A 26,272-nucleotide genomic window follows, 5' to 3' on the forward strand; every position below is an offset into this window, starting at 1 on the left:
CCTGCGCGACTCCACAGGATTCAGCTCATGGCTTACAGCATCGATCTCTCCGGCCGCGTGGCTTTCGTCACCGGCGCCTCCAGCGGACTGGGCGCCCAGTTCGCGAAAACATTGGCCCGTGCCGGCGCCGCCGTGGTGCTGGCCAGCCGCCGCGTCGAGAAGCTCAAGGAGCTGCGCGCGCGCATCGAAGGCGAGGGCCATGACGCCCACGTGGTCGAGCTCGACGTGACCGACATCGGCAGCATCAAGGCCGCCGTGGCGCGCGCCGAGACCGAGGTGGGGCCCATCGACATCCTGGTCAACAACTCGGGCGTGAGCGCGACGCAGCGCCTGCAGGACGTCACGCCCGAGGACTACGACTACATCTTCGACACCAACGTGAAGGGCTCCTTCTTCGTCGCGCAGGAGGTCGGCAAGCGCATGCTGGCGCGCGCCCAGGGCAAGGCGCCGGGCACCTACATCGGCGGACGCATCATCAACATCGCGTCGTCAGCGGCGCTGAAGGTCATGCCGCAGATCGGCACCTACTGCATGAGCAAGGCCACCGTGGTGCAGATGACCAAGGCCATGGCGCTCGAATGGGGCCGCTTCGGCATCAACGTGAACGCGCTGTGCCCGGGCTACATCACGACCGAGCTCAACGAGGAGCACTGGAGCACCGAAGGTGGTGCCAAGCTGGTCAGCATGCTGCCGCGCAAGCGCGTGGGCAAGCCCGAAGACCTCGACGGCCTGATCGTGCTGCTGGCCAGTGGCGAGAGCCATTTCGTGAACGGCGCCGTCATCGCGGCTGACGACGGGTTCGTCCTCTGAATTCCCGAGCCTGGATCGGCATTGCCGCCGGCCTGGGCGCGGGCGCGCTCTGGGGCCTGGTGTTCGTGGCGCCGCGCATGGTCGGCCACTTCGGCATGGTCGACATCACGGCGGCGCGCTTCGCGGTGTTCGGCGCGGTGTCGGCGCTGGCGGTGTTCGCACGGCCCGCGGCCGTGCGCTGGCCCACGGGCCGGCAGGCGCTGGCGGCGCTCGGCCTCAGCGTGCTGGGCTTCAGCGGCTACTACCTGCTGCTGGCCTTCGGCATCGCGGCGGCGGGCACCGAGGTGCCCAGCCTCATCATCGGCACCATTCCCGTCTGGATGATGCTGCTGGGCCGGCCCGCGGGCCTGCACATGCGGGCCTTGCTGCCCGGCCTGCTGCTCACGGGCGCGGGCATCGCGCTGATGATCTGGGGCGCGTGGTCGGCGCAGCACGGCGCGGGTGGTGGTGGCGGCGCGCGCTTCGGCTGGGGCATCGCGCTGGCGCTGTGTTCGATGGTGAGCTGGACGGTCTACGGCCTGCTCAACGCCGCCTGGCTGCAACGGCACCGCGAGGTGCACGCGGCCGATTGGGCCAACTGGCTGGGCATCGCCACCGGCCTCGGGGCCTTGCTGCTGTGGGCGGTGGCGGGCAGCGATGTCGCCACGCTGCAGTCGCAGCCCGACGGCATGCTGTTCATCTGGATCGCGCTGGCGAGCGGTTTCGGCTCGTCGTGGCTCGCGACCATTCTCTGGAACGTCGCAAGCCAGCGCCTCTCGGCCAGCCTGTGCGGCCAGCTCATCGTGAGCGAGACGCTGTTCGCCTTGCTCTATTCCTTCCTCTGGGACGGCCGCTGGCCGCAGGCCACCGAATGGGTGGCGGCGGCGCTGTTCGTCCTGGGCATCCTCGCATCCATCAAGGCCCACCGATGAGAATCGAAATCCCCGAAAAGAAGAAGCTCGTGTACGAGATGTCGATCCCCATCCGCTGGGGCGACATGGACGCCATGGGTCACCTGAACAACGGCACCTACTTTCGCTACCTCGAGACGGCGCGCATCGACTGGATCCGCTCGCTCGGCGTGGAGCCCACGCCGGGCGGCGAAGGCATGGTGATCGTCAACGCCTTCTGCAACTTCTACCGCCAGATCGAGTACCCGGGCAACGTGCGGATCAAGATGTACGTGAGCGACCCGGGGCGCACCACCTTCGAGAGCTGGGCCACCATGGTCCGCGAGGACGCGCCCGACGTGCTCTGCGCGGCCGGCGGCGCCACCACCATCTGGGTCGATTTTCCGAAGCAGAAGGCGCTGGCGCTGCCCGACTGGCTGCGCGAGATCGTCAGCGACTGAAGGCGCGCTGACGCGTCTACGAAAAAAGGCTCAGGCCGGCCGCAGCACGATGCGCGCCTCGAAGCCGCGCGCCATGCCGGACGGCGGCGAGGCCAGCTCCAGCGTCGCGTTGTGCTTCTCGACGATGGTGCCCACGATCGACATGCCCAGGCCGTAGCCGGCGCGGTCCGAGCCGTGGCGCACATGGCGCTGGTGCAGCGACTGCAGCTGTTCGGGGCTGACACCCGGGCCGGCATCGCGCACCACCAGCACGCAGGGCGCCGCGACCTCGATCGTCACGCGGCCGTCGCCGCTGTAGCGCAGCGCGTTCTCCACCAGGTTGCGCAGCGCGATCGCCAGCGCGTCGACGTCGCCGAAGGCCACGGGCGCCGCGCTGTCGGGCACCTTGAGCTTCAGGCGCTCGTTGATCTGCGGGTCTTGCCAGAACTCCTGCGCCACCGTGCCCGCCAGCTGCACCAGGTCGACCCGCGCCCGCGCGAGCGAGGCGCCCGATTCGGCGCGCGACAGCTGCAGCAGTTTTTCGGCGCGGTGGCTCAGCATCTGCAGCGCCTGCAGCGCGCCTTCGACGTCGGTGCGCTTCAGGTCGTGGTCGAGCGCGGTCTGCAACCGCAGGCGTGCGGCGGCCAGCGGCGTGCGCAGCTCGTGCGCGGCATTGGCGGCCAGCGCGCGCTCCACGTCGAGTGACTGCGACAGCCGCTGCAGCAGCCGGTTGACATGGTCGCCCACCGCGCGCAGCTCCTGCGGCAGGCCGGGCAGGGTGATCGGGCGCAGATCCGCGCCGTTGCGCTTCTCGATCTCGGCGGCCAGCTGCTGCAGCACGCGCAGCTCGGTGCGCGCCACGCGGCGCAGCACCAGCGCCAGCAGCGGCAGCACCGCGCCGAGCGGAATGATCAGGCCGAACAGCGTGCGGTTCAGCGCGCGGCGGCGTTCGTCCAGCGGGTCGGCCACCTGGAAGTACAGGCCCAGCGTGGGGTGGCGCACGGTGTAGATGCGCCAGGTCTGGTTGTTGGCGAAGCCGGCGGCCAGCGGCACGTCGAAGGCATCGTCGGGGGCTTCGGCCGAGCGCAGCAGCACATGCTCGTGCACATCGACCACCTGGTACATCACGGCGTCTTCGGAGAACAGCTGCTTGGGCGCGATCAGCGGCGTGTCCTGCTTGCCGCTTTCATGGCGCAGGCGCAGCTTCTCGAGTTCCTGCACCGCCATGTCGAACATGCGGTGCGACACCTCCACCAGCTCGTTGTCGAAGTTGTGGTTGATCTCGCGGTCCACGTACCAGACCACGGCGAGCACGCACAGCAGCCACACGCCGCCGACCCACAGGATCAGCGTGCGCGTGAGGCGCCCGGCCAGCGAATCGCGGCGGTCGCGCAGCAGGGCGCTGGTCATTCCTCGTCGTCCGCCGAGAACGACAGCCGGTAGCCCAGGCCGCGCAGCGTCTGGATGTGGCTGCGCCCGAGCTTGCGCCGCAGCCGGCTGATGAACACCTCGAGCGTGTTGCTGTCGGCCTCGTCGCCGAAGCCGTACAGCGCGTCGGCCAGGTTGTCGCGCGTGTGGATGCGCTCGGGCCGCGTGGCCATCACGCGCAGCAGGGCCCATTCCTTCTGCGTGAGCACGACGGGCACGCCGTCCTTGCGCACGCGGTCGTGGGCCAGGTCGATCTCCAGCGTGCCCAGCTGCAGCACCGGCGAGGTGTTGGCGCTGCGCCGGCGTTCCACGGCGCGCAGCCGCGCGAGCAGCTCGGCCGGGTCGTAGGGCTTGATGAGGTAGTCGTCGGCGCCCGCGTCGAGCCCGCGGATGCGGTCGGTGACCTGGTCGCGCGCCGTGAGCACGATGACGATGGGCGGCTCGCGCAGCGCGCGCACCTGCGGCAGCAAAGAGAGGCCGTCGCCGTCGCCCAGGTGCAGGTCGAGCAGCACCGCCGCGTACTGCACCGAGAGCAGGGCGCCGCGCGCCTCGGCCAGGCTGGGGGCCACGTCGACGACGAACGCCTTGGCGACGAGGTAGCTGCAGACCGCGTCTGCCAACGAACTGTCATCTTCGACCAGCAAGATTCGCACGCGGTGGCCCTTACAAAAACTCGAAGTCTAGCGCCGCCCCTCTGGCGATCGCGTCAGGAATCGTTCAGGTCGCTTCAGACTGGGTTCATCCCGCGTGCGTAGGCTCGCGCCAGTCTGTTCCGAGGCCTGTTTTTCTTCATGACCCGTCGTACCCCGCATCTCCGTCTCGGAGCCCTGACCTTGCTTGCCCTGGCCCTGCTGATGATCTGGGACGCCCTTGGCGGCGACCTGCCGCTGGCCCGCCTGGCCGGCACGCCGATGGGTTTTCCCTGGCGCGAGAACCCCTTCCTGGTCCACGTGATGCACGAGGGCGCGAGAAACCTCAGCTGGCTGCTGGTGATCGGCCTGTTCGCCGCCATTCGCTGGCCCGTGGGCGTGCTGCGGCGCCTGGACACGGGCGCCCGCGTGCAGCTGGCGCTGACGGTGCTGGCCTCGGTGCTGGCCGTGAGCCTGATCAAACACCTGAGCGACACCAGCTGCCCCTGGGACCTGAAGGAGTTCGGCGGCGTGGCGCGCTACGTGTCGCACTGGGCCTGGGGCCAGGACGACGGCGGGCCGGGCGGCTGCTTCCCGGCCGGCCATGCGTCGGCCGCCTTTGCCTACCTCGGCGGGTATTTCGTGCTGCGGCGCGTGGCACCGCGCGGGGCCGTCGTGTGGCTGTGCGTGGCGCTGGTCGCCGGCCTCGTGCTCGGCGTGGCGCAGCAGATGCGCGGCGCGCACTACATGAGCCACACGCTGTGGACCGCCTGGGTCTGCTGGACGGTCGGCTTCCTCATCGAGCTGGTGGCGACGCGCCGCCGCACGTCTCCTCCCATCGAGCGCACCGCGCCCCTGCATGCAAGCCCTTGATTTCGCCCTGTTCAGCTGGATCAACGCCTCGGCCTCCGCGCCGGCGTGGAGCCTGCGCTTCGCGATGTTCGCGTCCGACGTGCTGCCGACCCTGCTGGCGCTGTCCATCGCGGCCGCCGCGGCCTTCGACCGCCGCTGGCGCCACGCCTTCTTCACCGCACTGGTCAGCGTGCTCGTCGTGTGGCTGGTGGTGAACGTGTTCCGCTCGGTGCTGCCGTTCCCGCGGCCCGCGTTCTACGGCCTGGGCATCCAGTGGGTGCCGCAGGGTGCGCGCCCGGGCTTCCCCAGCCTGCATGCGGCCGGCACCTTCGCCGCCGCCTTCTCGCTGTGGTGCCTGCCATGGCGCACGCCCATGCGGCTGGCGCTGGTGGCGGCGGTGGTGGTGGCCTGGAGCCGGCTGTACCTGGGCCTGCATTTTCCGACCGACGTGACGGCCGCCGCGATCCTGGCGGCGCTGGTCTCGATCGTGGTGGAGCGCGGCATCAGCCGCCCCGCCGGCCGCGCGGTGTCGCGCAGCCCGCGCCTGCGGCTGCTGCGCCGTGCGCGCATCGGCCGAGCCTGAATGCGCTCTGAATGAACTGTTCAGGCTCTCTTCAGGCACGCTGCCTACATTGGCGGCATGTCTGTTTCGCGTTTCGACTCCGCGCTGCTGGCGCGTGCTCCCAGCCGATCTGAATCCCGCCCCGCGCCGCTGTCGGATGCGGGCGCCGCCGGCCCTTTCTGGCAACGCATCGACCGCTGGATCTCGCAGCCCCGCTCGACGCGGCAGGTGATCGTCTGGCTCAGCCTGTACCTCGGCCTCACCGCCAACTGGCCGCTGCTGAACGACCTGGCCCGCCTGGGCGGCGCGCCCAGCACCTACATGCCGACCATCGCCGCGCTGGGCATGCTCACCTTCTGCGGCACCGTGGCGATGCTGTCGCTCACGGCCTGGTCGCGCTGGATGAAGCCGTTGTGGCTGCTCGTGGTCGTGATCGCCGCGGTGGCGCAGCACTACATGCTCCAGTACCGCGTGGTGATGGACCCGAGCATGATCGCGAACGCGTTCCAGACCGACCCCAACGAAGCGCGCGACCTGCTGAGCGGGCGCATGGCCTTCAACGTGCTCGTGGTCGTGCTGCCCGCGGCCTGGGCGATCTGGCGCGTGCGCATCGTGCCGATGGGGCTGCTGTCGCACGTCTGGCGCAACGCGCTGCTGCTGGTGCTGGCCGCCGTCGTGGCGGTGGTCACCGCCGTGGCCATGAACCGGCAGCTCGCGCCGCTGATGCGCAACAACGTGCACCTGCGCTACATGATGAACCCGATCGCCAGCCTGTACTCGGCCGGCGCCGTGGTGCTCAAGCCGATGTTCAAGCGCAGCAGCAAGCTGATCCCGATCACTGCAGGCACGGCGCTGGGCGCGAGCTATGCGGCGCAGAAACGGCCGCCGCTGTTCGTGGTGGTGGTGGGCGAGACCGCGCGGTCCGACCACTTCGGCTTGAACGGCTACGCCCGCGACACCACGCCCGAGCTCGCCAAGCGCAACGTGCTGAGCTACCGCGAGGTGCGCTCGTGCGGCACCAACACGCTGGCCTCGGTGCCTTGCATGTTTTCGCCCCTGGGCAAGAGCGGCTACGAGTCGCGCAAGGACGAGTACGAGAACCTCATGGACGTGCTGCAGGCCTCGGGCCTGGCCGTGTTCTGGCTCGACAACCAGGCCGGCTGCAAGGGCGTGTGCGCGCGCATCCCGAACGCCTCGGCCTTCGACGGGCTCGACGCCGCCACCAAGAAGGCCCTGTGCGACGGCGAGGAGTGCCTCGACAACGTGATGCTCAAGGGGCTCGATGAACGCATCGCCGCGCTGCCCGCCGAGCGGCGTGCCAAGGGTGTCGTGCTCGTGATGCACCAGATGGGAAGTCACGGCCCGGCCTACTACAAGCGCTCGGCGCCCGAACTGAAGCGCTTCACGCCAGAGTGCAAGACCAACGCGCTGGCCGAATGCGCGCATGCCGAACTGATGAACGTCTACGACAACTCGATCGCCCAGACCGACCACTTCCTCGGCCAGACCATCGACTGGCTCCAGACCCAATCCAAGCAGTACGACACGGCGCTGCTGTACATGAGCGACCACGGCGAGTCGCTGGGCGAGTACGGCCTGTTCCTGCACGGCGTGCCCTACAGCTTCGCGCCCGATGCGCAAAAGCACGTGCCCATGGTCACCTGGTTCGGCGACGGCATGAGCGAGCGCCGCAAGCTCTCGCGTTCGTGCATGGAGGCGGGCCTGGACGCGCCGCTCACGCACGACAACCTCTATCACACGGTGCTGGGCCTCATGGACGTGACCACGCCCACCTACAAGCCCGCGCTCGATGCGCTGGCCTCCTGCCGCGGCAAGAGCTGAGCCCGCCCGCAGCTTCGGCTTCTTACTTCTTTTCGCGCGGCAGCCGGCCCATCAGGAAGAACTCCGGGTTCGGCTGCATGCCGCTGAAGCTGGCCAGGCGGTTGCTCAGGCCGAAGAAGGCGGTGATGGCCGCGATGTCCCAGATGTCCTCGTCGTCGAAGCCGTGCGCGTGCAGCGGCCCGAAGTCGCGGTCGTCGATCTCGTGCGAGCGTTCGCAGACCTTCATCGCAAAGTCGAGCATCGCGCGCTGGCGCTGCGTGATGTCGGCCTTGCGGTAGTTCACCGCCACCTGGTCGGCCACCAGCGGCTTCTTCTCGTAGATGCGCAGCAGTGCGCCGTGCGCCACCACGCAGTACAGGCATTGGTTGACCGCGCTGGTGGCGGTGACGATCATCTCGCGGTCGCCCTTGGTGAGCGAGCCTTCCTCCTTGAGCATCAGCGCGTCGTGGTACGCGAAGAAGGCCCGCCACTCGGCGGGGCGGCGCGCAAGGCCGAGGAACACGTTGGGCACGAAGCCGGCCTTTTCCTGCACGGCAAGAATCGCGGTGCGGATGTCGTCGGGCAGGTCTTTCAGTTCGGCGAGGGGGTAGCGGGGGGCGTTCATCTGCTTGTCTCCTGGGGATCGGTCCCGGGATCATAGGCAACGGCGTCCGGGCCTGCAGCCAGCACCGCCAGGTCGCTCTCATCCTTGAGCCCCACACCGCTCAACCCCCGGCGCAGCGACTCGCGCACCAGCCACGCGAGCTTGAAGGCGGCCTGCGCGTACGACAGCCCCTCGGGTCGCACGTTCGAGATGCAGTTGCGTTCGGCATCGTGCCGGCCGCGGCGTGGCGAATGGGTCAGGTAGATGCCGAGGCTGTCGGGGGAGCTCAGGCCCGGGCGTTCGCCGATGAGCATGACCGACAGCGCCGCGCCCACCGCTTCGCCCAGTTCGTCGGCCAGCGCCACGCGTGCTTGCGTGGCGATGAAGACGGGCGACAGGCGCGTGCCGGGCGGCAGCTGCGGGCGCAGCGCCGCAAGCAGCGACACGGCGTGGCGGGCGACGGCGAGGGAGGAGAGGCCGTCGCCGATCACGAGGCAGATGTCGCAGCCGCCTGCAGGCCGATCGTCGCGCAGGTGCGCGGCATCTTCCGCGTCGAGCTGGCGGCCGAGGTCGGGGCGGCGCAGGTAGGTGGTGCGGTCGGGGGCGCGGCTGCGCACGCGGCTCACTGGCCACCGGTCGGCGCGCAATGCGGCATCGAGCGCGTCGACATCGAGCGCCGCATGGATCGCGTCGCGTGCCATCGCGTGGGCCCAGCCGAAGCGCAGTGTTTCGTCGGTGGGCATGCCCGCACCGGCGCGGCCCAGCGCGAGCCGCGCGGGCGTGGCGGCGCGCCATTGCGCCCAGGGGTTCGGGGTGACGGGCGAATCGCTCATGGCGCCAGCGCGGACAGCCCGCCCATGTCGCTCAGCAGCCGGTTGGCGGAGGGCGGTGCGAGCCGCCCGGTGGTGTCGGTGATCTGCATGCGCTGCAGCCAGGCCTCGAACTCGGGCGCGCGCTTCAGGCCCAGCGTTTCGCGCAGGAACAGCGCGTCGTGGAACGAGGTGCTCTGGTAGTTGAGCATCACGTCGTCGGCGCCCGGGATGCCCATGATGAAGTTGATGCCCGCCGTGCCCAGCAGCACGAGCAGCGTGTCCATGTCGTCCTGGTCGGCTTCGGCGTGGTTGGTGTAGCAGATGTCGCAGCCGATCGGCAGGCCCATCAGCTTGCCGCTGAAGTGGTCTTCGAGGCCGGCGCGGATGATCTGCTTGCCGTCGTACAGGTACTCGGGGCCGATGAAGCCGACCACGGTGTTGATGAGCAGCGGCTGGTAGCGCCGCGCCAGCGCATAGGCGCGCACCTCGCAGGTCTGCTGGTCGACGCCGAAATGGGCGTTGGCCGAGAGCGCGCTGCCCTGGCCGGTCTCGAAGTACATGAGGTTGTTGCCGACGGTACCCCGCGCAAGCGACTGAGCCGCAGCTTGGGCTTCGTCGAGCAGCGCGGGCGTCACGCCGAACGAGAGGTTCGCTTTTTCGGTGCCCGCGATCGACTGGAACACGAGGTCGACCGGCGCGCCGGCCTCGGCGAGCTTCAGCGTGTTGGTCACGTGCGTGAGCACGCAGCTTTGCGTGGGGATCTCGAAGCGCTGGATCACCTCGTCGAGCATGTGCAGCAGGCGCCCGAGCACCGGCAGGCTGTCGGACACGGGGTTGATGCCGATCACTGCGTCGCCCGCGCCGTAGAGCAGGCCGTCGAGCGTGGAGGCGGCCACCCCGCGCAGGTCGTCGGTGGGGTGGTTGGGTTGCAGGCGCACGGATAGGTGGCCGGGCAGGCCGATGGTGTCGCGAAAGCGCGTGACCACGTGGCACTTCTTCGCGACCGCGACCAGGTCCTGGTTGCGCATGAGCTTGGACACGGCCGCCACCATCTCGGGCGTGAGCCCCGGTGCCAGCGCGGCGAGTGCCTCTGTGGTGGCTTGCTCCGACAGCAGCCAGTTGCGGAAGTCGCCGACCGTGAGGTGCGCGACCGGCGCGAAGGCCTGCGCGTCGTGCGTGTCGATGATGAGCCGTGTGATGTTGTCCTGCTCGTAGGGAATCAGCGCCTCGGTGAGGAACTGTTTGAGCGGCGTGTCGGCCAGCACGTGGCGCGCCGCCATGCGCTGCTGCGCGGTGGCTGCACCGAGGCCCGCCAGGTAGTCGCCCGAGCGCGCGGGGCTGGCGCAGGCGAGCACCTGTCGCAGATCGTCGAAGGCGAAGCCCTGGCCGGCAATGGTGGTGCGGTAGCGCATGTCTGTTTGTCAGGGCGTGGAAGACAGCATCGCGTCCGGCGCGGCGGCGTCGCGCTGCGCCGAGGTGAGCAGGAAGTAGCCGTAGGCGGCCGCCATCAGAACGAGGAACAGCACCGTGAGCATCGGGTTGAACCAGACCATCGCGCCCAGGCACACCAGCCCGAGCCCGAGCGCGACGGCGGGGAACACGGGGTAGAAGGGCGCGCGGTAGGTGCGCAGCAGGTCGGGCTCGGTGCGCCGCAACTTGAACAGGGCGGCCATCGAGATCAGGTACATCACGATCGCGCCGAGCACGGCCATGGTGACGATGTTGGCCGTGAGCGTCTGCCCGCCGAACTGCACCCATTCGTCGCTGAAGATGGCGGCGATGCCGACCACGCCGCCGGCCAGCAGCGCGCGGTGCGGCGTGTCGAAGCGCGGGCTCAGGCCGGCGAAGTAGGCGGGCAGGTAGCCGGCGCGCGCGAGCGCGAAGATCTGGCGCGAATAGCCCATGAGGATGCCGTGGAACGAGGCGACCAGGCCGAACAGGCCGATCCACACCAGCATGTGCAGCCAGCCGCTGTTGGCGCCCACCACCGCTTTCATGGCCTGCGGCAGCGGGTCGTTGATGTTCGCGAGCTGGCGCCAGTCGCCCACGCCGCCCGCGAAGATCATCACGCCGAAGGCCAGCAGCACCAGCGTGACGATGCCGGTGGTGTAGGCCAGCGGAATCGTGCGGTGCGGATCGCGCGCCTCTTCGGCCGCCATGGCCGCGCCCTCGATGGCCAGGAAGAACCAGATCGCGAACGGAATCGACGCGAAGATGCCCGACACCGCCGCGCCGTTCAGCACGTTGCCGCCGGCCCATCCGTGGGCCACGAAGTTCGCCATCGACCAGCCTGGTGCGACCACGCCCATGAACACCAGCAACTCGAAGATCGCGAGCACCGTGACGAACAACTCGAACGCCGCCGCGATGCCGATGCCGATCCAGTTGAGTCCGATGAAGACCACGTAGGCCCCGACCGCGAACCACTTCGGGTTGATGCCCGGGAACTGCACGTTGAGGTACGCGCCGATCGCCAGCGCGATGGCCGGCGGCGCGAAGACGAACTCGATCAGCGTCGCGAAGCCCGCCACGAAACCGCCGCGCGGCCCGAAGGCCCGCCGCGCATAGGCGAAGGGGCCGCCCGCGTGCGGGATGGCGGTCGAGAGCTCGGTGAAGCTGAAGATGAAGGTCGTGTACATCGTCGCCACCAGCACCGTGGCGACCAGGAAGCCGAGGGTGCCCGCCGTGTTCCAGCCGTAGCTCCAACCAAAGTACTCACCCGAGATGACGAGGCCGACCGCGATGCCCCACAACTGGACGGGACCGAGGACTTTCTTGAGATGACCGGTGCCGGCGACGGGGGCCGGCGGAGCGTCGTTGGAGCGCATGGGGGCTTCCTCTCTGGGCGGATGGTGACAGTGCACCCCTCCCAAAGCAAGGGCCGTTCCATCGGATACATCGGCGTACAGGCGGCTTCACGGGGGCTGTCCATAATCGGCAGCTTTTCAACCACCGAGGTGTTTCGTGAAGTCATTTGTCTGTGCCGCGCTCGTGTCCGTCTTTGCTATCCCCGCAGCCTTTGCGCAATCCGCCGCCGTGACCACGCCCAGCGGCCTGATCTACCAGTCGCTCAAGGAAGGCACCGGCGCATCGCCCGCCGCCACCGACGTGGTCAAGGTGCACTACCGCGGCACCTTCCCTGACAGCGGCAAGGAGTTCGACAGCTCGTACAAGCGCGGCGAACCCACCGAGTTCCCGCTCAACGGCGTGATCCCGTGCTGGACCGAAGGCGTGCAGAAGATGAAGCCGGGCGGCAAGGCGAAGCTGACCTGCCCGGCGTCGATTGCTTACGGTGCGCGCGGTGCGGGCAACGGCCTGATTCCGCCGAATGCGACGCTGAATTTCGAAGTCGAGCTGGTGTCGGTCACGAAGCGATAACGGCCGAGGCCGGTCAGGACCGGCTTGGGCAATGGGCGGTGCGTGCAGTCCATCACGCTGCTCGCCACGCAATAGTTGCCCGATTCTTTCCCCCTGTTTTTGCGCACATGGGCCTCCCACAATCCGCCGCCTGACTCCTGATCCACAGGAGCGGCTTCTGGGAGGAACACATGTCCGCATTCCGTGCTGCGCCAACGCGCACGCTTCATAGCAATGGCACCGCCACTCTGATGTTTCTGGGCCGCGTGGTGCCCTCATGTGCAGTCGGATTTTTCGAGGTGCACCATGAGCGCTAAACAAATCATCGAGGACCACGACAAATGGCGAAAGGGCGCAGGCGGTGCGCCGGCGGGTCTTTCCGGTCAGAGCGACGGCAATGCCTACGCTGGCCTCGACCTGAATCTGGTCACTTTCTCGTCGAGCGCTTTCAGCGGCAGCAGCTTCACATCGACCACTTTTCAAGACGCTGTCTGGAGCATGTGCCAGTTCAGCGGCTGTTCCTTCGGTCAGTGCGACATGCAGCGGATCGCGATCAGTGGATGCACCTTCGTCGATTGCACTTTCAGCGCGTCGCAGCTCAAGGCCAGCACGCTCCGCGATTGCACCTTCACCCGTTGCAACTGGACCGCACTCAATTTCGATGCGAGCCAGTGGTCGCGCTTGAAGTTGCTCGAATGCCGAGGCACGCAGGTGAGTGCGACCAACCTGCAGGGCGAGCAGGTCGACTTCACGGGCAGTCAGTTCGAAGACATGCAACTGACCAACGCGCGAATCAACTGAGGCTGCAATATGTTGTGGCTTCCTTTTTCGATCATCGGCGCGTTCATTGGCGGATGTGTTGGTCTCACCATATGCGGAGATTGTGCGCACAGCGCGGGCGACGCGATTGGTGCCGTTCTCGGTATTTTCTATATGGCTGTCGGCGCGCTCGTCGGCCTGATTGTTGGATGCATCGGTGGCCTCATTTTTTTCGGCACGGCCCAAGAAGGCCCATCTGTCTTCCGTCGAGAGCCAATCAGCTATCGATAGCGCCGACAAGTGGTTTGACGGAGGCTCACCGTGTCCGTATTCGGGTCTTTGGGTTGCGCGGGTGGACGACAGCCATGCGCTGGCCGACGCATTCAACACTTGGAATCGAACCGCCAGGGTGCTCAAGGGAGACCGATTTCCTCATCCGTCGACCATGTTGGCTGGCGTAGTCGTTGCAGACATCCGGTGGAAGTGTCTGGACGGGGCATCGGATCGCCCGAGGATGTAAGCGTGTCTGATCTCGCCATTGGGCATCCGTAGCACTGCGAATCAACGAACTCTGGCTTCGCTTCCGAGGCTGAGGCAGGTCACTGCCCACAGCATCGACCCTTGTCAGATCTCGAAATTTGACGGCTGCGGATGCCCCGCAGCCTGCCTTGCCGTCTGGGGCTCCCACTCACCCCGGCTGGTACTGATACAGCCAGGTCTCCGTCAACGTCTGATCCCCGTTCTTCAGATACAGCCGCATGTCGACAGGCTCCGTGCCCTCGGGCGTGAAGTCGAACTGCGCGCGCCAGTGGCCCGGCACGCCGTTGGGCACGGCTTCGGCGAAGACATACGAGAACTTGCCGCGCGGCGCGGTGAGCACCAGTTCGGGCTTCACGCCGAAGGGCACCGTGGTGAGCGGCTGTCCGATGAACTCCACCATGAACTTGCGCACACCCTGCGGGCGCGGCTGGCCCGGTTGGCCGCCGCGGCCGATGCGGGTGGCGACGCAGCGTGCGAGCGGTGACGGAAAGGGCTCCTGGTCGGTCCAGTGCAGCCGGTATTGCAGGCTGTAGCTTGCCCCGGCTTTTGCATCGGCCTTCGGCACCCAGAAGGCGACGGTGTTGTCGTGAATCTCGTCGTCGGTCGGGATCTCGATGAGCTGCACCGAGCCTTCGCCCCAGTCGCCCAGCGGTTCGATCCACAGGCTGGGGCGTTTCTCGTAGTTGACGCCGTCCTGGTAGTGGTCGAAGTTGCGGTCGCGCTGCAGCAGGCCGAAGCCGCGCGGCTTGGTGTCGGCGAACGCGGAGGCGCGGGTCTGCGTGGGGTTGTTGAGCGGGCGCCAGATGCGCTCGCCCGCGCCGTTCCAGATCGCGAGGCCGTCGGAGTCGTGCACCTCGGGGCGCCAGTCGATGGCGGTGGGCTTGATGGTTTCCGAGTACCAGTACATCGACGTGAGCGGCACCAGGCCCAGGCGCGACACGTCGCGGCGCAGAAACACGCGCGCGTCGATGTCCATGATGACGGCCTTGCCGCGCTGCATGACGAACTTGAACACGCCGGTGACGCTCGGCCCCTCGAGCAGCGCGTAGACGGTCATCGAGGTGGTGTTGCCCGCGGCGGGCGTCTCGAAATAGAAGCGCGTGAAGTTCGGGAACTCCTCGGGCTTGTCGGGCACCGCGACGTCGAGCGCGATGCCGCGCGCTGACAAGCCGTACTGGTAGAGCTCGCCGATGGCGCGGAAGTACGAGGCGCCGAGAAAGGCGACCCAGTCGTTCTTCTGCCAGTCGAGCTTGCCCTGGTCGCCCAGACGGCTTTCCTGCAGGCGAAAGCCCGCGAAGCCGGCGCCTTCGGGCAGTGCGCGCGCGGGGCTGTCAGGGGGCATCGAGAAGTACGACGGGCTGTAGAGCACCTCGCGCGCAAAGCTGTCGCCGCCGGCGGTCTCCAGCACGTGCATGCGCACCGGTGTCTGGAAGAAGCGGCCGAGATGGAAGAACGTGACGGGAAACGCGCCGGGCCCGTCGCGGAAGAGGGCATTGGCGGGGTCGAAGCGGATCTTGCCGTGCGCGTCGTAGTCGATGCGCTCCAGCACCTGCGGCGCCAGCGGCGCGGCGGCGGTGTAGGGGCGGGCTGCGAGGCGCTTGGCCTGCGCGACGAGCGCATCGAAGGAGAAGGGCGCCGGCTGGCTCAGTTGCAGGCCGTTGGCGGCCAGCGCCTCTTCGGGCAGTCCCAGGGCGGCGAGTGCGGCGGCGGCACTGCCGGCGGCGAGGAAGGATCGGCGATCAAGCATGGGTTCTTGAGGGGCGGCGAAAGCCTTTGGAGGAGAAGGGAAAAGAGAAGCGTCGGGGAGACGGGGGAAAAACAACGGCAAGCATGCCCCGGACCACAGGGTACGGCGCGTCAGCCATTCCGCGCAAACGGGGCCGGACAAGGCCCCGCGCTGTCTTGCGGCAGCGGGTGCCGATCGGGCCCTTTTCGGGGCGTCGCCGGGTATTCTCGCGCCATCGAAAGTGTCAGGAGACAACGGACATGTACACGGAACAAGGCGGCGAAGGCGCGGACCTGCTGGTGCTGCTGCATGGCATGGGCGCGACAGGCGCGGTGTGGGCGCCGCTGTGCGCGCAGGCCGGTGCGCGATGGCGCGGCCGCTGGCTTGCGCTCGACCTGCCCGGGCACGGCGCATCGGACCGGCAGGCTTCCTACGCCATCGGCCAGCACGCCGCCACCGTGGCGCGTGCGGTGCTGCCGCATCTGCAGCCCGAAGGCCGCCTCGTGGTGCTCGGCCATTCGCTGGGCGGCGTGATCGGCCTGGCTCTCGCGACGGGATGGTTTGGCGTCGTGCCGCACGCGGTCTTCGCGGCGGGCATCAAGGTCGCATGGAGCGATGAAGAGGTCCGCCGCATGGAGACGCTGGCGACGCAGCCGGCCAAGCGTTTTGCAACGGAAGAAGAGGCACGGGACCGCTACCTGAAGGTCTCCGGCCTGGCCGCGATCGCCGACGCGGCGGCGCCCGTCGTGGCGCGCGGCGTGACGCAAGAGGACGAGGGATGGCGCCTCGCCATGGACCCGCGCGCCAATGCCGTGGGCAAGCCGCCGCTGTCCGAACTGGTCGGGCTGGCGCGCTGTCCGATTCACCTGGGCCAGGGCCGCCACGACGCGCTGGTGACGATCGAACAGACCCGTTCCCTCGACCCTGACGCCCGTGACCTGGGCCCGCACGGCCACAACGTGATGGCCGAGGCGCCCGGCGCGGTGTGGGACTGGATGGCCTCGCTCAGCTGAGCCGGTCGTCGGCGCGGCGGATCGGCACCGTCACCCGCACTTCGGCCGCGCGTGCCCGCAGCTGGCCGCAGCCGCCGTCGACGTCCTGGCCGGCCGAATAGCGCAGCTTCGTGAGGATGCCGCGTTCGTGCAGCGTGCGGGCCATCTGCTCGCAGCGCGCGCGCGACGGGCGGCCGAAAGCCACGCCGTCCACCGTGTTGAACGGGATCATGTTCAGCACGCCGTACTTGCCCGACAGCAGACGCACGATGCCCTCGACTTCCTCGGGCCCGTCGTTCACGCCTTCGAGCAGCGTCCACTGGTACTGGATGGGGTAGCCGGTCGCGCGGGCATAGCGCTCGCCTGCGTCGATGAGGGCTTCGGGCGTCAGGTTCGGCGCGCGCGGCAGGAGCTTGCGGCGCAGCTCCGCATTGGTCGTGTGCAGCGAGAGCGCCAGCGCGGGCCGCACGCGCGCCTGCAGCAGCCGCTCGAACACGCGGGGATCGCCGACGGTGGAGAACACCAGGTTCTTGTGGCCGATGTTGCCGACCGTGCCGAGCAACTCGATGGCCTCGATCACGTTGTCCAGGTTGTGCGCCGGTTCGCCCATGCCCATGAACACCACCTTGCGCACCGGCCGGCGCAGGCGCGCGAGGGCGACCTGCGCAATGATCTCGGCGCTCTCGACCTGGCGCAGCAGGCCGTCGCGGCCCGTCATGCAGAACTGGCACCCGACGGCGCAGCCGACCTGCGACGAGACGCACAGCCCATCGCGTGGCAGCAGCACGCTTTCGACCGTCTGGCCGTCGGCCAGCGCAACGAGCAGCCGCTCGGAGCCGTCCGCGCCGGGGTGAACCGCATGGATCCGCGCCAGGCCCGCCAGTTCGGCCTCGATGGCCGGCAGGGCCTCCATCAGCGACGACGGGAAGAAGGTGGCCGGCAGGCGTCTGCCGCTGTTGCGTGGCAGCGCGTGCGACCACAGCCGCAGGATGCGCTGCTCGTGGCTGGGACCGGCCCCGGCCTCGCGGAGTCGTCGTTTCAGTTCGTGGATTCGCATGCGCGGCGTGGGGCAAGGGGGGCTCTGGTCTCGGGAGCGCCGATTGTGCACGGCAGGCGTGCGAAGGCGCAGCGCGCCAGAAACGGTGCGCTGCGCCTTCGTGTGCGCGAATTGGAACAAAGGGGAGGGCCGTTGCCGGCCTCTCCCTCCCTTCGGTCAGCCCAGCAGGCCGTGCAGGATGTTCGTCACGGGCGCCAGCGCGGAGCCCGTGCCGCTGTGGTCGAGCAGGCTGGTGATCGGGGCCACGACCTCACACACCAGCGGCGTGACCGCGTGCTCGACGGTGTTCACCACCTCGGCGACCACCGGGGCAACTGCCGAGCTGGCGCCGGCCAGGATGTCGGCCGCGGGCACCGCGGTGCCGGATGCGGCTTGCGTGGCCTCGGCCACGACCGGTGCCACGGCATCGCTTGCATGGCCGAGCACCGACGACACCGGCTCCAGGATGTCTGCGACGGGGCTCTTGCCTCCCAGCAGGCCGCCGAGCAGGCTGCCCACGAGGCCGTCTTCGCCGACGATGCCGCCGAGCAAGCCGCCTTCGCCGCCTTCGCCGCCACCGAGGACGCCGCCCAGCAGGCCGTCGTCACCGAGCACGCCGCCGAGCAGGCCGTCGTCACCGAGCACGCCGCCGAGCAGACCACCTTCATCGCCGCCGAGGACGCCACCCAGCAGGCCGTCGTCGCCCAACACGCCACCGAGCAGACCGCCGTCGCCGCCGAGGACACCGCCCAGCAGACCATCGTCACCGAGCACGCCGCCAAGCAGACCACCGTCGCCGCCGAGAACGCCACCCAGGAGGCCGTCGTCACCCAACACGCCGCCGAGCAAACCGCCGTCACCGCCGAGGACGCCGCCCAGGAGACCGTCGTCGCCGAGCACGCCGCCGAGCAAACCGCCGTCACCGCCAAGGACACCGCCCAGCAAGCCGTCGTCACCCAGCACGCCGCCAAGCAATCCGCCGTCGCCGCCGCCGAGCAGGCTGCCCAGCAGGCCTTCGTCACCCAGCAAGCCGCCGAGCAGGCCTCCCTCACCACCGAGGACACCACCCAGCAGGCCGTCGTCACCGAGCACGCCGCCGAGCAGGCCACCGTCGCCACCGAGGACGCCGCCCAGCAGGCCGTCGTCACCCAGCACACCACCGAGCAGGCCGCCGTCACCACCGAGCAAACCGCCCAGCAAACCATCGTCACCCAGCACACCGCCGAGCAGGCCGCCGCCGTCGCCACCAAGGACGCCATTCAACAGGCCGCCGACCGGGCCTTCGGCACCGAGGATGCCGTCGTCGCCCAGCACGCCGCCCAGCAGGCCGTCGTCACCGAGGACGCCACCCAGGAGTCCGTCATCGCCCAGCAGGCCGCTGAGCAAGCCGTCTTCGCCGCCGAGCAGGCCGGCCAGCGGGGTCGCGTTCAGCAGGGAGCCGACCGCGCCGTCGGGACCGAGCAGGCTGTCCACGAGTCCGTCGCCACCAAGCAGTCCGCCGGTGAGGCCTTCGCTGCCGAGCAGGCCGGACAGGGCGCCGTCGCCGCCGAGCACGCCGCCAAGGATGCCTTCGTCACCGAGGAGGCCGTTGACCAGGCCGTCGTCGCCCAGCACGCCGCCAAGCAGGCCGCCCTCGCCGCCGAGGAGGCCACCCAGCAGGCCATCGTCACCCAGGACGCCCCCGAGCAAGCCGCCTTCGCCACCGAGGACACCGCCCAGCAAGCCGTCGTCGCCCAGCACGCCGCCGAGCAGACCCCCATCGCCACCGAGCAAGCCGCCCAACAGGCCGTTGTCACCCAGCACGCCGCCAAGCAAGCCGCCTTCGCCGCCGAGGACACCACCCAGCAGGCCGTCATCGCCCAGCACACCGCCGAGCAGGCCCCCGTCGCCACCGAGCAAACCGCCCAACAGGCCGTCGTCACCCAGCACACCGCCCAACAAGCCGCCTTCGCCGCCGAGGACGCCACCCAGCAAACCGCCATCGCCCAGCACGCCACCGAGCAGCCCGTCATCCCCCAGCAACTGCCCGATCAACCCGTCTTCGCCGAGCACGCTGCCCAGCAGGCTGCCGTCACCCAGCAGCCCCTCGAGCACTTGGCCGACGACGCCGTCCGTGCCGAGCAGGTCGTCCACGAGGCCGTCCAGGCCCAGCGGGGTGGTGATGCCGCCGAGCAGGCCTTCGCTGCCCAGCACGTTCTCCAGCGCATTGCCCAGTGCGTCGGTCAGGTAGTCGACCTGGCCGATCAGCGAGCCGACGAGGGCATCGGTCAGGCCTTCGCCGAGCAGGCCGTCGACCACGGGGGTCAGCACGCCGCCCACGTGAACGGCAATGTTTTCGACCGCGTTGTCCACCGGTTCGAACTCGTTGGGATCGTTGGCCTTGAACTCCTCGCCGGTGACCGGCGAGAGCAGGTCGTCGACCAGGTCGGTGAGGCCGTCGGCCACGGGCATCAGCGAGGCCAGCGTGCCCGACGAGCCGGAGGCGCTGCGCACGTTGGTCGCACCGCCGCCCAGGCCGAGCGCGTTGTCGAGGGCGCCCAGCAGGTGCCCGGCGAGGCCGTCGCCCGGATCGAGCAGGTGGTCTGCGTCGGCATCGGCATCCGCATCCGAATCGGCGTCCGCATCAGCGTCGGCGTCTGCATCCGAATCCGCGTCGGCGTCCGAATCGGCATCGGCATCGGCGTCTGCATCCGAGTCGGCGTCGGCGTCAGCATCGGCATCCGAATCGGCATCCGCGTCGCTGTCGCCGATGCCCGAGACGAACAGGGGAAAGCCGCCGCCGTCGCCGCCGCCACCGCCGCTCAGCGCGGCGCCCAGGCCGATGGCGCCCAGTGCGCCGAGTGCGAATTCGCCCAGGCCGATGCCGCTGCCGGCCGCGGTCTTCTTGCTCACGGCGAGTGCCGCGGCTTCCGCGTCGCTGTCGGGCGAGGTGACATCGAGGTTGCCGGCGGCCACGTCGACGTTCACCTGCTCCAGGCCGCTGGACAGCTTGGTCGAGGTGATGGTGGCGTCGGTGCCACCCGCGAACACACCGGCCAGCGGCGCCTTGTTGGTGGCCGAGCCGGGGAAGAGCACGTTGGCCTGGCCGCCGTCGGGCACGATCACGCGGTCGCCTGCAATGAGGGTCTGGTTGCCGTCCACCGGCATGCGAAATCCGTCGCGCATGACGACCGTGCCGGGCGTGGCGTTGGACAGGGTGCCCAGGCTGGTCGGCCCGGCGGGCGCGGCCATGGGGGCGCTCGAGGCGACAGGGCCCAGGGGGGTGACGCTGGCCTGTGCAAGCACCACGGGGGCGCCGCTTTCGGCGGCGGCGGGGATCGAAGCGATCGGCGATACGGTGGTGGTCATGCGGCCTCCTCGTCAAATAAATGACTACAGAGGGCAACATGCGTGCCGCCTTCGACTTCATCCGTCAGTGATGGGCCGAAAACGCCGTATCTCGTTGATTCGAAAAGAATTTTGTGCGAATGGCCCTGTCAGGCCCGTGGTGCAAAACGGGCAGCTGTCGCCACTCGTTACGTAACACGGCGCACGCTTTGGCCGGAACGCCGGGCGCGTTCAGCGCGGTTCAACCGCGCAGCCGGACCTGCAGGCTCTTCAGGTTGGCGAGCCACGCAAGGTAGTCCTCGTCGTCCTCGCCCAGCTCGGCCCAGGTGTCGTGCCCGTCCGCATCGGGGTCGTCGAGGATGGCCTGCAGCGCGTCGGCGGCGGCATGGCGCAGGTCGGCCGGCGGCGCGGCCTTGCCGGCGCACCAGTCGACGGCGTCCGGGTGCACGTCGGCGCTGCCCTGGCCGGCGAGCAGCGCCAGCACTTCGGCCGCGGCGACGGTGCCTTCGGTGGAGCCTGAATCCAGCGTCTCGCGGATGAAGGCGAGCGCGTCATCGGCTTCCTGTAGTTCAGCCAGCCAATCGAGTGCCTCGTCGTTGCCGAAGCCTGCTGTCGACCATGTACCCATTCGTTTGACTCCCGTGTGTGGCGCATCACAGAGTGGCCACGGTTTGAAGATGCGCTGATGCTAGCGGCGCGAATTTCGTGATCGCGCGCCCTCGCAGAATTCGTCAGAATGCCAGACGACGCTTCCCAGTAGCATGGCCGCGCTCCTGACATGGGGGCGCGTGATCATCCAGTCCGTGAGCCGCCGGGGAACACTTCCCTTGGGCCGGCGTTGCGGCGGTGTCCTTCCAGGACACGCCGCGGTCACGGCCGATCTGCCGTGCATGGCCCACGGAAGCAGATGCCGGGCCGCTTACCCATTCACAACCACGGTTTCAGGGAGAGATTCAGCATGTCATTCGTTTTTTCGTCGTTCACCGATCACCTGGGCGCGTTGCCGCCCGAACGCGCGCGCCACGGCGATGCCTTGCGTGCGCGCGTGCAGCAACAGGTGCAGGCACCGTTGCATGCCGACCTGTCGGCCTTTGCCTTCCTGCCCGACCAGGCGGACCACCCCGACCACGAAGATGCGCCGCAGGTGTTCGCGCAGGCGGTCGAGCAGATGTACCTGCCCAGGCCGTGGCTGGGCGACGAGATCCCGCTGTTCTTCCTCGGCTACCACGCGATGAACCGGCTCAGCGGCAAGCGCACCTCGCAAGGGCTGCTGCTGACCGACCAGGCGGTGTACGTGCAGGACGACTTCACCGTGCTGTCGGCCGCACCGCCGCCGGCGCAAGGCCATGCCTTGCCCGCGCGTGCGGACGATGCACCTTCGTTCGTCTCGACGCTGCTCGCGCGCTTCAAGGCGTGGAAAGACTGGTCCGGCGTGGCCGACGCGCCCGAGCCGGTGCTGCTCAAACGCTGCGGCGAGTTGCTGGCGCCGACGGTCGCGGCGGTGCTCGCGTACCACGCGGAAAACGGCAGCCAGCGACAGGCGCAGCAGCGCGTCTGGACGCTGGCCGAACTGGTGGCCGACCACGGCGCAATCGACACCTTGCTTGATCCCACCAACCCGAAGCTCGCCAAGAAGCTGGGCAAGGTGACGGACAAGTTCCAGATTCCCGCGGGCGAGACGCTGCAGTTCGCGCTGGCCGACTTTCCGCTCTTCGGCGGCCCCTACGGCGTGGCGCTCACCGCGCAGGCGCTGTACGGCAAGGACCTGATGGAGTCGCCGCTGCGCATCGCGCTGGAGCGGGTGGAGGTGCGTGCGCTGCAGATCGGAGAGAAGGGCGACCAGCTGCTGACGGGCTCGACCCCGCCGATGGCGCTGCCGGCGCACATGAAGGAATCGCTGCGCGCACCCTTCCTCGCGTTTCTGCAGCAGGAGGTTGTGCGCCTGCAATCGAAGGCCTGATCCGCCCGCGCGCCATTCAACAAGATTCGGAGGAGTTTTCATGGGGTTCAAGGACACGCTCGCGCACGCGATGCTCGACAACGACAAGCTCAAGTTCGACGCCGCCGCGCCCGCGCTTTCCGCGCAGGAGCAATGGCTGGTCACGCTGAGCACGCCGCTGTCGGCCTTCAACGGCGACTGCGTGAACGCGGTGCTCACCGGCAAGGACAACGACACCCTGCGCGAAGGCATCGCGCAGGTGTGGAACGTGAGTGATCGCGCGAGCTTCGAGCAGACCGCGCGCTGGCTGACCGAGGAAGGGCAGCGCGCGAAGTACCTGCCGGCCTGGAAGGCCATCGGCGCGATCGATGCGGCGGTGCAGTCCACGCCGGGCGTGCTGCGCCTGGTCATGGACGCGTGGTTTCCCGCGTTCTTCCAGATCAAGGCGCGCGAGCACCTGGACATGCGGGCGCTGTCCGCGCAGACCGGGCACTCGAGCGCCGAGCTGAGCCAGCTGATGACCGGCAGCCAGAGCTGGGTCCAGGCCCTGCGCAAGCACTTCGGCGTGGCGCCGGACCAGCTGACGAACCTGGTGGCCTGGGACGCGGTGCGCCTGGCCAACCTGTCGCGCTGGGCCGTGCAGCTGGGTTTCATCGACCGCGCGGAGTTCGCGGACTTTGCGGGCGGTCTGGCATCGCAGGTGCGCGCGGCCTATGCCAACTGGTCGCAGGTGAGCGCCGCGTACATCGCGGCGGGCCTGATCTGGCAGTACTCCGATGCGCGTGAAGAGCATCTGCTGCGCACCAACCGCCTGCTGCTGAGCGACACGCGCAGCCCGTGGCGCAGCGTGCCGTTCGCCTGAAGAGGTTCTAGTCCTTCGCCCTCAGCGCGTACACCGCATAGATCGGCACGCCGAGAAAGAACAGCACCATCGGCGCGAACAGCGTGTAGGGCCAGCCGATGCCTTCCATCACGCGGTAGGTGCCGTCCAGGTGCAGGCGCGGATGGGGCTGCGTGAGGTCTTCGTACCGGCGCAGGCCCCACTGGAACTCCGCGCCGGTCGCGCGCACCGAAGGATGCTGGCGCGCGCGGCCCACGGCCAGCCAGCACATCGCGTCGAAGGCCAGCACCGAACCCGCAGGCGCGCGTTCGCCGAAGGTGGTGAATACGGCGTTCACCTGCTCGGGCGTGAGGTACATCAGCACGCCCTCGGTGAACAGGAAGACCGGCTGCGCCTGGCGCTTGCGCGGCAGGCCGAGCTGCTCCCACCAGCCGGGCGCCGAGAGGTCGAGTTCGCGCAGGTCGTGGCGCGGATGCGTTTCAGGCAGCAGTTCGCGGCGCAGGGCCAGCACCTCGGGCAGGTCGGCATCGGTCATGCGCGACTTGCCGTCGTCCAGCCATTGGAAGTAGTGGCTCAGGCCGCAGCCCAGGTTCACGACGCGCGCGCCTGGGTGCAGCTTGAGGAAGTCCTGCGCCAGGCTGCGAAAGCGCCGCGTGCGCGCGAGGATGCCGTAGATGGTCGTGCGGTCGTCCGGCAGGGCGTGGTCGTCGTCGCGGATCTGCTCGAGGATGCCGGCGGCGTAGGCGTCGCGCACGGCCATCTGCGGAAACAGCGCATCGCCCGAAGCCCGCGCGGCCAGCGGAATCCGCAAGGTGGACGGCACGGCCGAGAGCTTGCGCGCGGATTTGCCGGTGGTCATGAATGCGGGGGCAGGGCCATGCGCAAAGTCTGGCCGCTCCCGCGCGTGCGGGCAAGTCAGTCTTTGGTGTTGCCCGCGGGCGGGCGCTGACGCGCGAGGTGGCGGTACACGGTGCTGCGGTGAACGCCGAGCCGGCGGGCCGCGCGTGCCACGTCGTGGTCGCAGGCGCGCAGGGCTTCGTCGATGGCGTGGCGCGTGATGGTCTGCAGGGGCGCGTTGGGTTGCGACAGGGTGGCTTCGCTGAAGTCGGCAAGGGGCGCGGCGTCGTGCAGGTGCGCGGGCAGCGCATCGGCCGTCACCGCATCGCCCGGGTCGGCCAGCGCGACGAGCGCACGCAGCACGCTGCGCAACTCGCGCACGTTGCCGGGCCAGCGGTAGGCGGCCAGGCGCTCGAGCGCGTCGTTCTCCAGGCACAGGTGCTTGGCGGCGCCGCCCGATTCGAGAAACAGCCGCGCGATCAGCGCGCGCCGGTCGGCACGCTCGTGCAGCGCGGGCAGAGCGACGGTGAAGCCGGCCACGCGGTACATCAGGTCGGCGCGAAAGCGCCCGGCCTCGACCAGCGCGGGCAGGCCGGCGTGCGTGGCGCAAATCAAATCGAAATCGACCGCCACGCCCTGGCCACCGCCCAGCGGCGTGACCACGCGGCCTTCGAGCACGCGCAGCAGGCGCGTCTGCAGCGCGAGCGGGATCTCGGCGATCTCGTCGAGAAAGAGCACGCCGCCGTGCGCCTCGCGGATGCGCCCCGGCATGCCCTTGCGGCGCGCGCCGGTGAAGGCGCCTTCTTCGTAGCCGAACAGCTCGGCCTCGATGAGCGTCTCGGGCAGCGAGGCGCAATCGACGGCCACGAACGGGCCCGCGCTGCGGCGGCTGGCGGCGTGCAGGCGGCGAGAGAACACCTCCTTGCCGCTGCCGGTTTCGCCGTTCACGAGCACCGGCACGCCTTCGTTGAGCACGCGCACGGCGCGCGCCAGCAATGGGCGCACCACGTCGTCGTTGTCGACGGGCGCTGTGTTCGCGGCCATTACCTGCCGCGCACCACCGGAGCGGCCCGTGCCGCTGTTCGCCGTGCCCGTGCGCTCCATGACGGTCGCGATCTGCCGTCCGCCCGGCAGCGTGAGCAGGCTGCGCCGGTGCTCCATGCGCGGCCACTGCGCGCCCAGGAATTCTTCGGCGTCGAGGTCGAGCAGGCCTTCCCACGTGCGCCCGAAGAGGTCGAGCGCCACGCGGTTGGCGGCCACGATGCGCCCGCCCTCGATCACCATCAGCCCTTCGCGTGCGGTGCCGATCAGCGCCGGCCGCGCATGGAAGCGCAGCACATGGCCCGAGGCCTCGGCCAGCAGCATGCGGTGTTCGACCTGCTGCGCCGCCATGCGCACCAGGCCGAGGGCATGGTGGTTCACGCGCGCGGTCTCGCCCGAGATGTCGAGCGCGCCGGCCAACTCGCCGCGCCCGCTGAAGATGGGCGCCGCCGCGCAGCCCAGCCGGCCGTTCTGTGCCAGGTAATGCTCGCCGCCCAGCACCATCAGCGCCACGCGCTCGGCCAGCGCGGTGCCGATGGCGTTGGTGCCGCGATGGCTCTCCGACCATTCCACGCCGGGCTGCAGCGCCACGCGCTGGGCCTTGGGCAGAAAGTCGGGGCTGCCGATTTCTTCGAGGATGAGGCCGCTCGCGTCCGACAGCGCGACGATGCAGCCGTTGCCCACCGCGTGCTCGGCGAGCCCGTCGAGCTCGGGTTGCGCGCAGCTGAGCAGGCGCATCGCCTGCTCGCGCCGCTCGTTGAGCAGCGAAGGCGCCATGGGCGTCGGGTCGATGCAGTGCGGATCGACCGGCCGGCTGCGCTGCCACGAGCGCGAGATGTGCGGCGCGATCCATGGCGCCGGGTCGCGGCCCTGGGCGAAGAACAGCTCGCGGGCCTGCGCGACGCTGACCGAGGGTGCGGAAGCTTCACTCATCTTGCGGAACTCCGTGGGCGGGATTGCCGGCGATTCGCCTTGTGCGACATCGTAGTCGCCGCCGTCGCGCCCATCTGTCGCAGATTGCGAATGGAAACCCTCTGCGCGGGCCGCGCC

24 protein-coding genes are annotated in these 26,272 nt (G+C 69.2%); 12 read left to right on the forward strand and 12 right to left on the reverse strand.

Annotated features, from left to right (window positions below; all coding sequences use genetic code 11):
- Nucleotides 1–27: 27 nt before the first annotated feature.
- The 3 genes from AC07OX_RS25425 (at nucleotide 28) to AC07OX_RS25435 (ending at nucleotide 2,140) form a co-directional block, all read left to right on the forward strand.
- Entirely contained in the window at nucleotides 28–810 is a 783-nt protein-coding gene (locus AC07OX_RS25425; protein WP_495262181.1) for an SDR family oxidoreductase, read from the forward strand.
- Nucleotides 811–887: 77 nt separating this feature from the next.
- A complete protein-coding gene (locus AC07OX_RS25430; protein ID WP_235926640.1) occupies nucleotides 888–1,721 on the forward strand; it encodes a DMT family transporter in 834 nt (277 codons plus the stop codon).
- Nucleotides 1,718–2,140, forward strand: a complete 423-nt coding sequence (locus AC07OX_RS25435; protein WP_070059373.1) for an acyl-CoA thioesterase — start codon at nucleotides 1,718–1,720, stop codon at nucleotides 2,138–2,140. Before AC07OX_RS25430 ends, AC07OX_RS25435 begins: the two co-directional genes overlap by 4 nt.
- 30 nt (nucleotides 2,141–2,170) lie before the next feature.
- Here the strand turns inward: AC07OX_RS25435 and AC07OX_RS25440 are convergent, their stop codons facing one another.
- Together AC07OX_RS25440 and AC07OX_RS25445 are read right to left on the reverse strand one after the other, a co-directional pair.
- The gene (locus AC07OX_RS25440) at nucleotides 2,171–3,529 is read right to left on the reverse strand and encodes a sensor histidine kinase (protein ID WP_495262180.1); all 1,359 of its coding nucleotides are present in this window, start codon (nucleotides 3,527–3,529) and stop codon (nucleotides 2,171–2,173) included.
- Complete coding sequence (locus AC07OX_RS25445) at nucleotides 3,526–4,200, reverse strand: response regulator (RefSeq protein ID WP_062474437.1); 675 nt, start codon at nucleotides 4,198–4,200, stop codon at nucleotides 3,526–3,528. The genes AC07OX_RS25440 and AC07OX_RS25445 overlap by 4 nt, the downstream gene beginning before the upstream one ends.
- Nucleotides 4,201–4,338: 138 nt before the next feature.
- On the opposite strand from AC07OX_RS25445, the gene AC07OX_RS25450 reads away from it, so the two are divergent.
- Genes AC07OX_RS25450 through AC07OX_RS25460 form a run of 3 tightly spaced genes read left to right on the forward strand, consistent with a single transcriptional unit; the run spans nucleotide 4,339 to nucleotide 7,432 of the window.
- Complete coding sequence (locus tag AC07OX_RS25450; RefSeq protein ID WP_495262179.1) at nucleotides 4,339–5,049, forward strand: phosphatase PAP2 family protein; 711 nt, start codon at nucleotides 4,339–4,341, stop codon at nucleotides 5,047–5,049.
- On the forward strand, nucleotides 5,036–5,611 hold the full coding sequence (locus AC07OX_RS25455) for a phosphatase PAP2 family protein (RefSeq protein WP_070059370.1): 576 nt from the start codon (nucleotides 5,036–5,038) through the stop codon (nucleotides 5,609–5,611). Before AC07OX_RS25450 ends, AC07OX_RS25455 begins: the two co-directional genes overlap by 14 nt.
- Nucleotides 5,612–5,668: 57 nt before the next feature.
- Complete coding sequence (locus tag AC07OX_RS25460; protein WP_495262178.1) at nucleotides 5,669–7,432, forward strand: phosphoethanolamine transferase; 1,764 nt, start codon at nucleotides 5,669–5,671, stop codon at nucleotides 7,430–7,432.
- 22 nt (nucleotides 7,433–7,454) lie between these two features.
- Here the strand turns inward: AC07OX_RS25460 and AC07OX_RS25465 are convergent, their stop codons facing one another.
- From AC07OX_RS25465 to eat, 4 genes are read right to left on the reverse strand one after another with little or no spacing between them, the layout of a single operon-like run.
- Nucleotides 7,455–8,036, reverse strand: a complete 582-nt coding sequence (locus tag AC07OX_RS25465) for a peroxidase-related enzyme (RefSeq protein WP_062474448.1) — start codon at nucleotides 8,034–8,036, stop codon at nucleotides 7,455–7,457.
- On the reverse strand, nucleotides 8,033–8,848 hold the full coding sequence (gene eutC / locus AC07OX_RS25470) for an ethanolamine ammonia-lyase subunit EutC (protein ID WP_495262177.1): 816 nt from the start codon (nucleotides 8,846–8,848) through the stop codon (nucleotides 8,033–8,035). Before eutC ends, AC07OX_RS25465 begins: the two co-directional genes overlap by 4 nt.
- Nucleotides 8,845–10,239: an ethanolamine ammonia-lyase subunit EutB gene (locus AC07OX_RS25475; protein WP_495262176.1), complete on the reverse strand. Its 1,395-nt coding sequence runs from the start codon at nucleotides 10,237–10,239 to the stop codon at nucleotides 8,845–8,847. The genes eutC and AC07OX_RS25475 overlap by 4 nt, the downstream gene beginning before the upstream one ends.
- Nucleotides 10,240–10,248: 9 nt before the next feature.
- Nucleotides 10,249–11,655: an ethanolamine permease gene (gene eat / locus AC07OX_RS25480; RefSeq protein ID WP_307636965.1), complete on the reverse strand. Its 1,407-nt coding sequence runs from the start codon at nucleotides 11,653–11,655 to the stop codon at nucleotides 10,249–10,251.
- Nucleotides 11,656–11,791: 136 nt separating this feature from the next.
- Here eat and AC07OX_RS25485 point away from each other — a divergent pair, with 136 nt between their 5' ends.
- The 3 genes from AC07OX_RS25485 (at nucleotide 11,792) to AC07OX_RS25495 (ending at nucleotide 13,234) form a co-directional block, all read left to right on the forward strand.
- On the forward strand, nucleotides 11,792–12,205 hold the full coding sequence (locus AC07OX_RS25485; protein WP_492735921.1) for an FKBP-type peptidyl-prolyl cis-trans isomerase: 414 nt from the start codon (nucleotides 11,792–11,794) through the stop codon (nucleotides 12,203–12,205).
- A gap of 285 nt (nucleotides 12,206–12,490) precedes the next feature.
- On the forward strand, nucleotides 12,491–12,985 hold the full coding sequence (locus tag AC07OX_RS25490; RefSeq protein WP_495262175.1) for a pentapeptide repeat-containing protein: 495 nt from the start codon (nucleotides 12,491–12,493) through the stop codon (nucleotides 12,983–12,985).
- 9 nt (nucleotides 12,986–12,994) lie between these two features.
- The gene (locus tag AC07OX_RS25495; RefSeq protein ID WP_495262174.1) at nucleotides 12,995–13,234 is read left to right on the forward strand and encodes a hypothetical protein; all 240 of its coding nucleotides are present in this window, start codon (nucleotides 12,995–12,997) and stop codon (nucleotides 13,232–13,234) included.
- 397 nt (nucleotides 13,235–13,631) lie between these two features.
- On the opposite strand, the gene AC07OX_RS25500 is transcribed toward AC07OX_RS25495, so the two are convergent.
- On the reverse strand, nucleotides 13,632–15,230 hold the full coding sequence (locus AC07OX_RS25500) for an OpgD/OpgG family glucan biosynthesis protein (protein WP_062474459.1): 1,599 nt from the start codon (nucleotides 15,228–15,230) through the stop codon (nucleotides 13,632–13,634).
- Between the two features lie 239 nt (nucleotides 15,231–15,469).
- Here AC07OX_RS25500 and AC07OX_RS25505 point away from each other — a divergent pair, with 239 nt between their 5' ends.
- Complete coding sequence (locus tag AC07OX_RS25505) at nucleotides 15,470–16,222, forward strand: alpha/beta fold hydrolase (protein WP_495262173.1); 753 nt, start codon at nucleotides 15,470–15,472, stop codon at nucleotides 16,220–16,222.
- Here the strand turns inward: AC07OX_RS25505 and AC07OX_RS25510 are convergent.
- The 3 genes from AC07OX_RS25510 to AC07OX_RS25520 all read right to left on the reverse strand — a co-directional run bounded on the left by AC07OX_RS25510 (nucleotide 16,215) and on the right by AC07OX_RS25520 (nucleotide 21,192).
- The gene (locus tag AC07OX_RS25510) at nucleotides 16,215–17,258 is read right to left on the reverse strand and encodes an RNA methyltransferase (protein WP_495262172.1); all 1,044 of its coding nucleotides are present in this window, start codon (nucleotides 17,256–17,258) and stop codon (nucleotides 16,215–16,217) included. The genes AC07OX_RS25505 and AC07OX_RS25510 overlap by 8 nt on opposite strands.
- Before the next feature lie 156 nt (nucleotides 17,259–17,414).
- On the reverse strand, nucleotides 17,415–20,585 hold the full coding sequence (locus AC07OX_RS25515; protein ID WP_495262171.1) for a hypothetical protein: 3,171 nt from the start codon (nucleotides 20,583–20,585) through the stop codon (nucleotides 17,415–17,417).
- Nucleotides 20,586–20,805: 220 nt separating this feature from the next.
- Nucleotides 20,806–21,192: a DUF4259 domain-containing protein gene (locus AC07OX_RS25520; RefSeq protein ID WP_495262170.1), complete on the reverse strand. Its 387-nt coding sequence runs from the start codon at nucleotides 21,190–21,192 to the stop codon at nucleotides 20,806–20,808.
- A 330-nt stretch (nucleotides 21,193–21,522) separates the two neighbouring features.
- On the opposite strand from AC07OX_RS25520, the gene AC07OX_RS25525 reads away from it, so the two are divergent.
- Nucleotides 21,523–22,524, forward strand: coding sequence for a hypothetical protein (locus AC07OX_RS25525; RefSeq protein WP_495262169.1), 1,002 nt, complete (start codon nucleotides 21,523–21,525; stop codon nucleotides 22,522–22,524).
- 40 nt (nucleotides 22,525–22,564) lie between these two features.
- Nucleotides 22,565–23,365 (forward strand): DUF1266 domain-containing protein, encoded by an 801-nt coding sequence (locus AC07OX_RS25530; RefSeq protein WP_495262168.1) that lies wholly within the window; start codon nucleotides 22,565–22,567, stop codon nucleotides 23,363–23,365.
- 7 nt (nucleotides 23,366–23,372) lie between these two features.
- Here the strand turns inward: AC07OX_RS25530 and AC07OX_RS25535 are convergent, their stop codons facing one another.
- Nucleotides 23,373–24,203: a class I SAM-dependent methyltransferase gene (locus AC07OX_RS25535; protein WP_354347734.1), complete on the reverse strand. Its 831-nt coding sequence runs from the start codon at nucleotides 24,201–24,203 to the stop codon at nucleotides 23,373–23,375.
- Nucleotides 24,204–24,259: 56 nt separating this feature from the next.
- Nucleotides 24,260–26,155: a sigma-54-dependent Fis family transcriptional regulator gene (locus AC07OX_RS25540; RefSeq protein WP_495262167.1), complete on the reverse strand. Its 1,896-nt coding sequence runs from the start codon at nucleotides 26,153–26,155 to the stop codon at nucleotides 24,260–24,262.
- Between the last annotated feature and the right edge of the window lie 117 nt (nucleotides 26,156–26,272).

The sequence above is a fragment of the Variovorax sp. GW821-FHT09D07 genome, assembly GCF_059416345.1.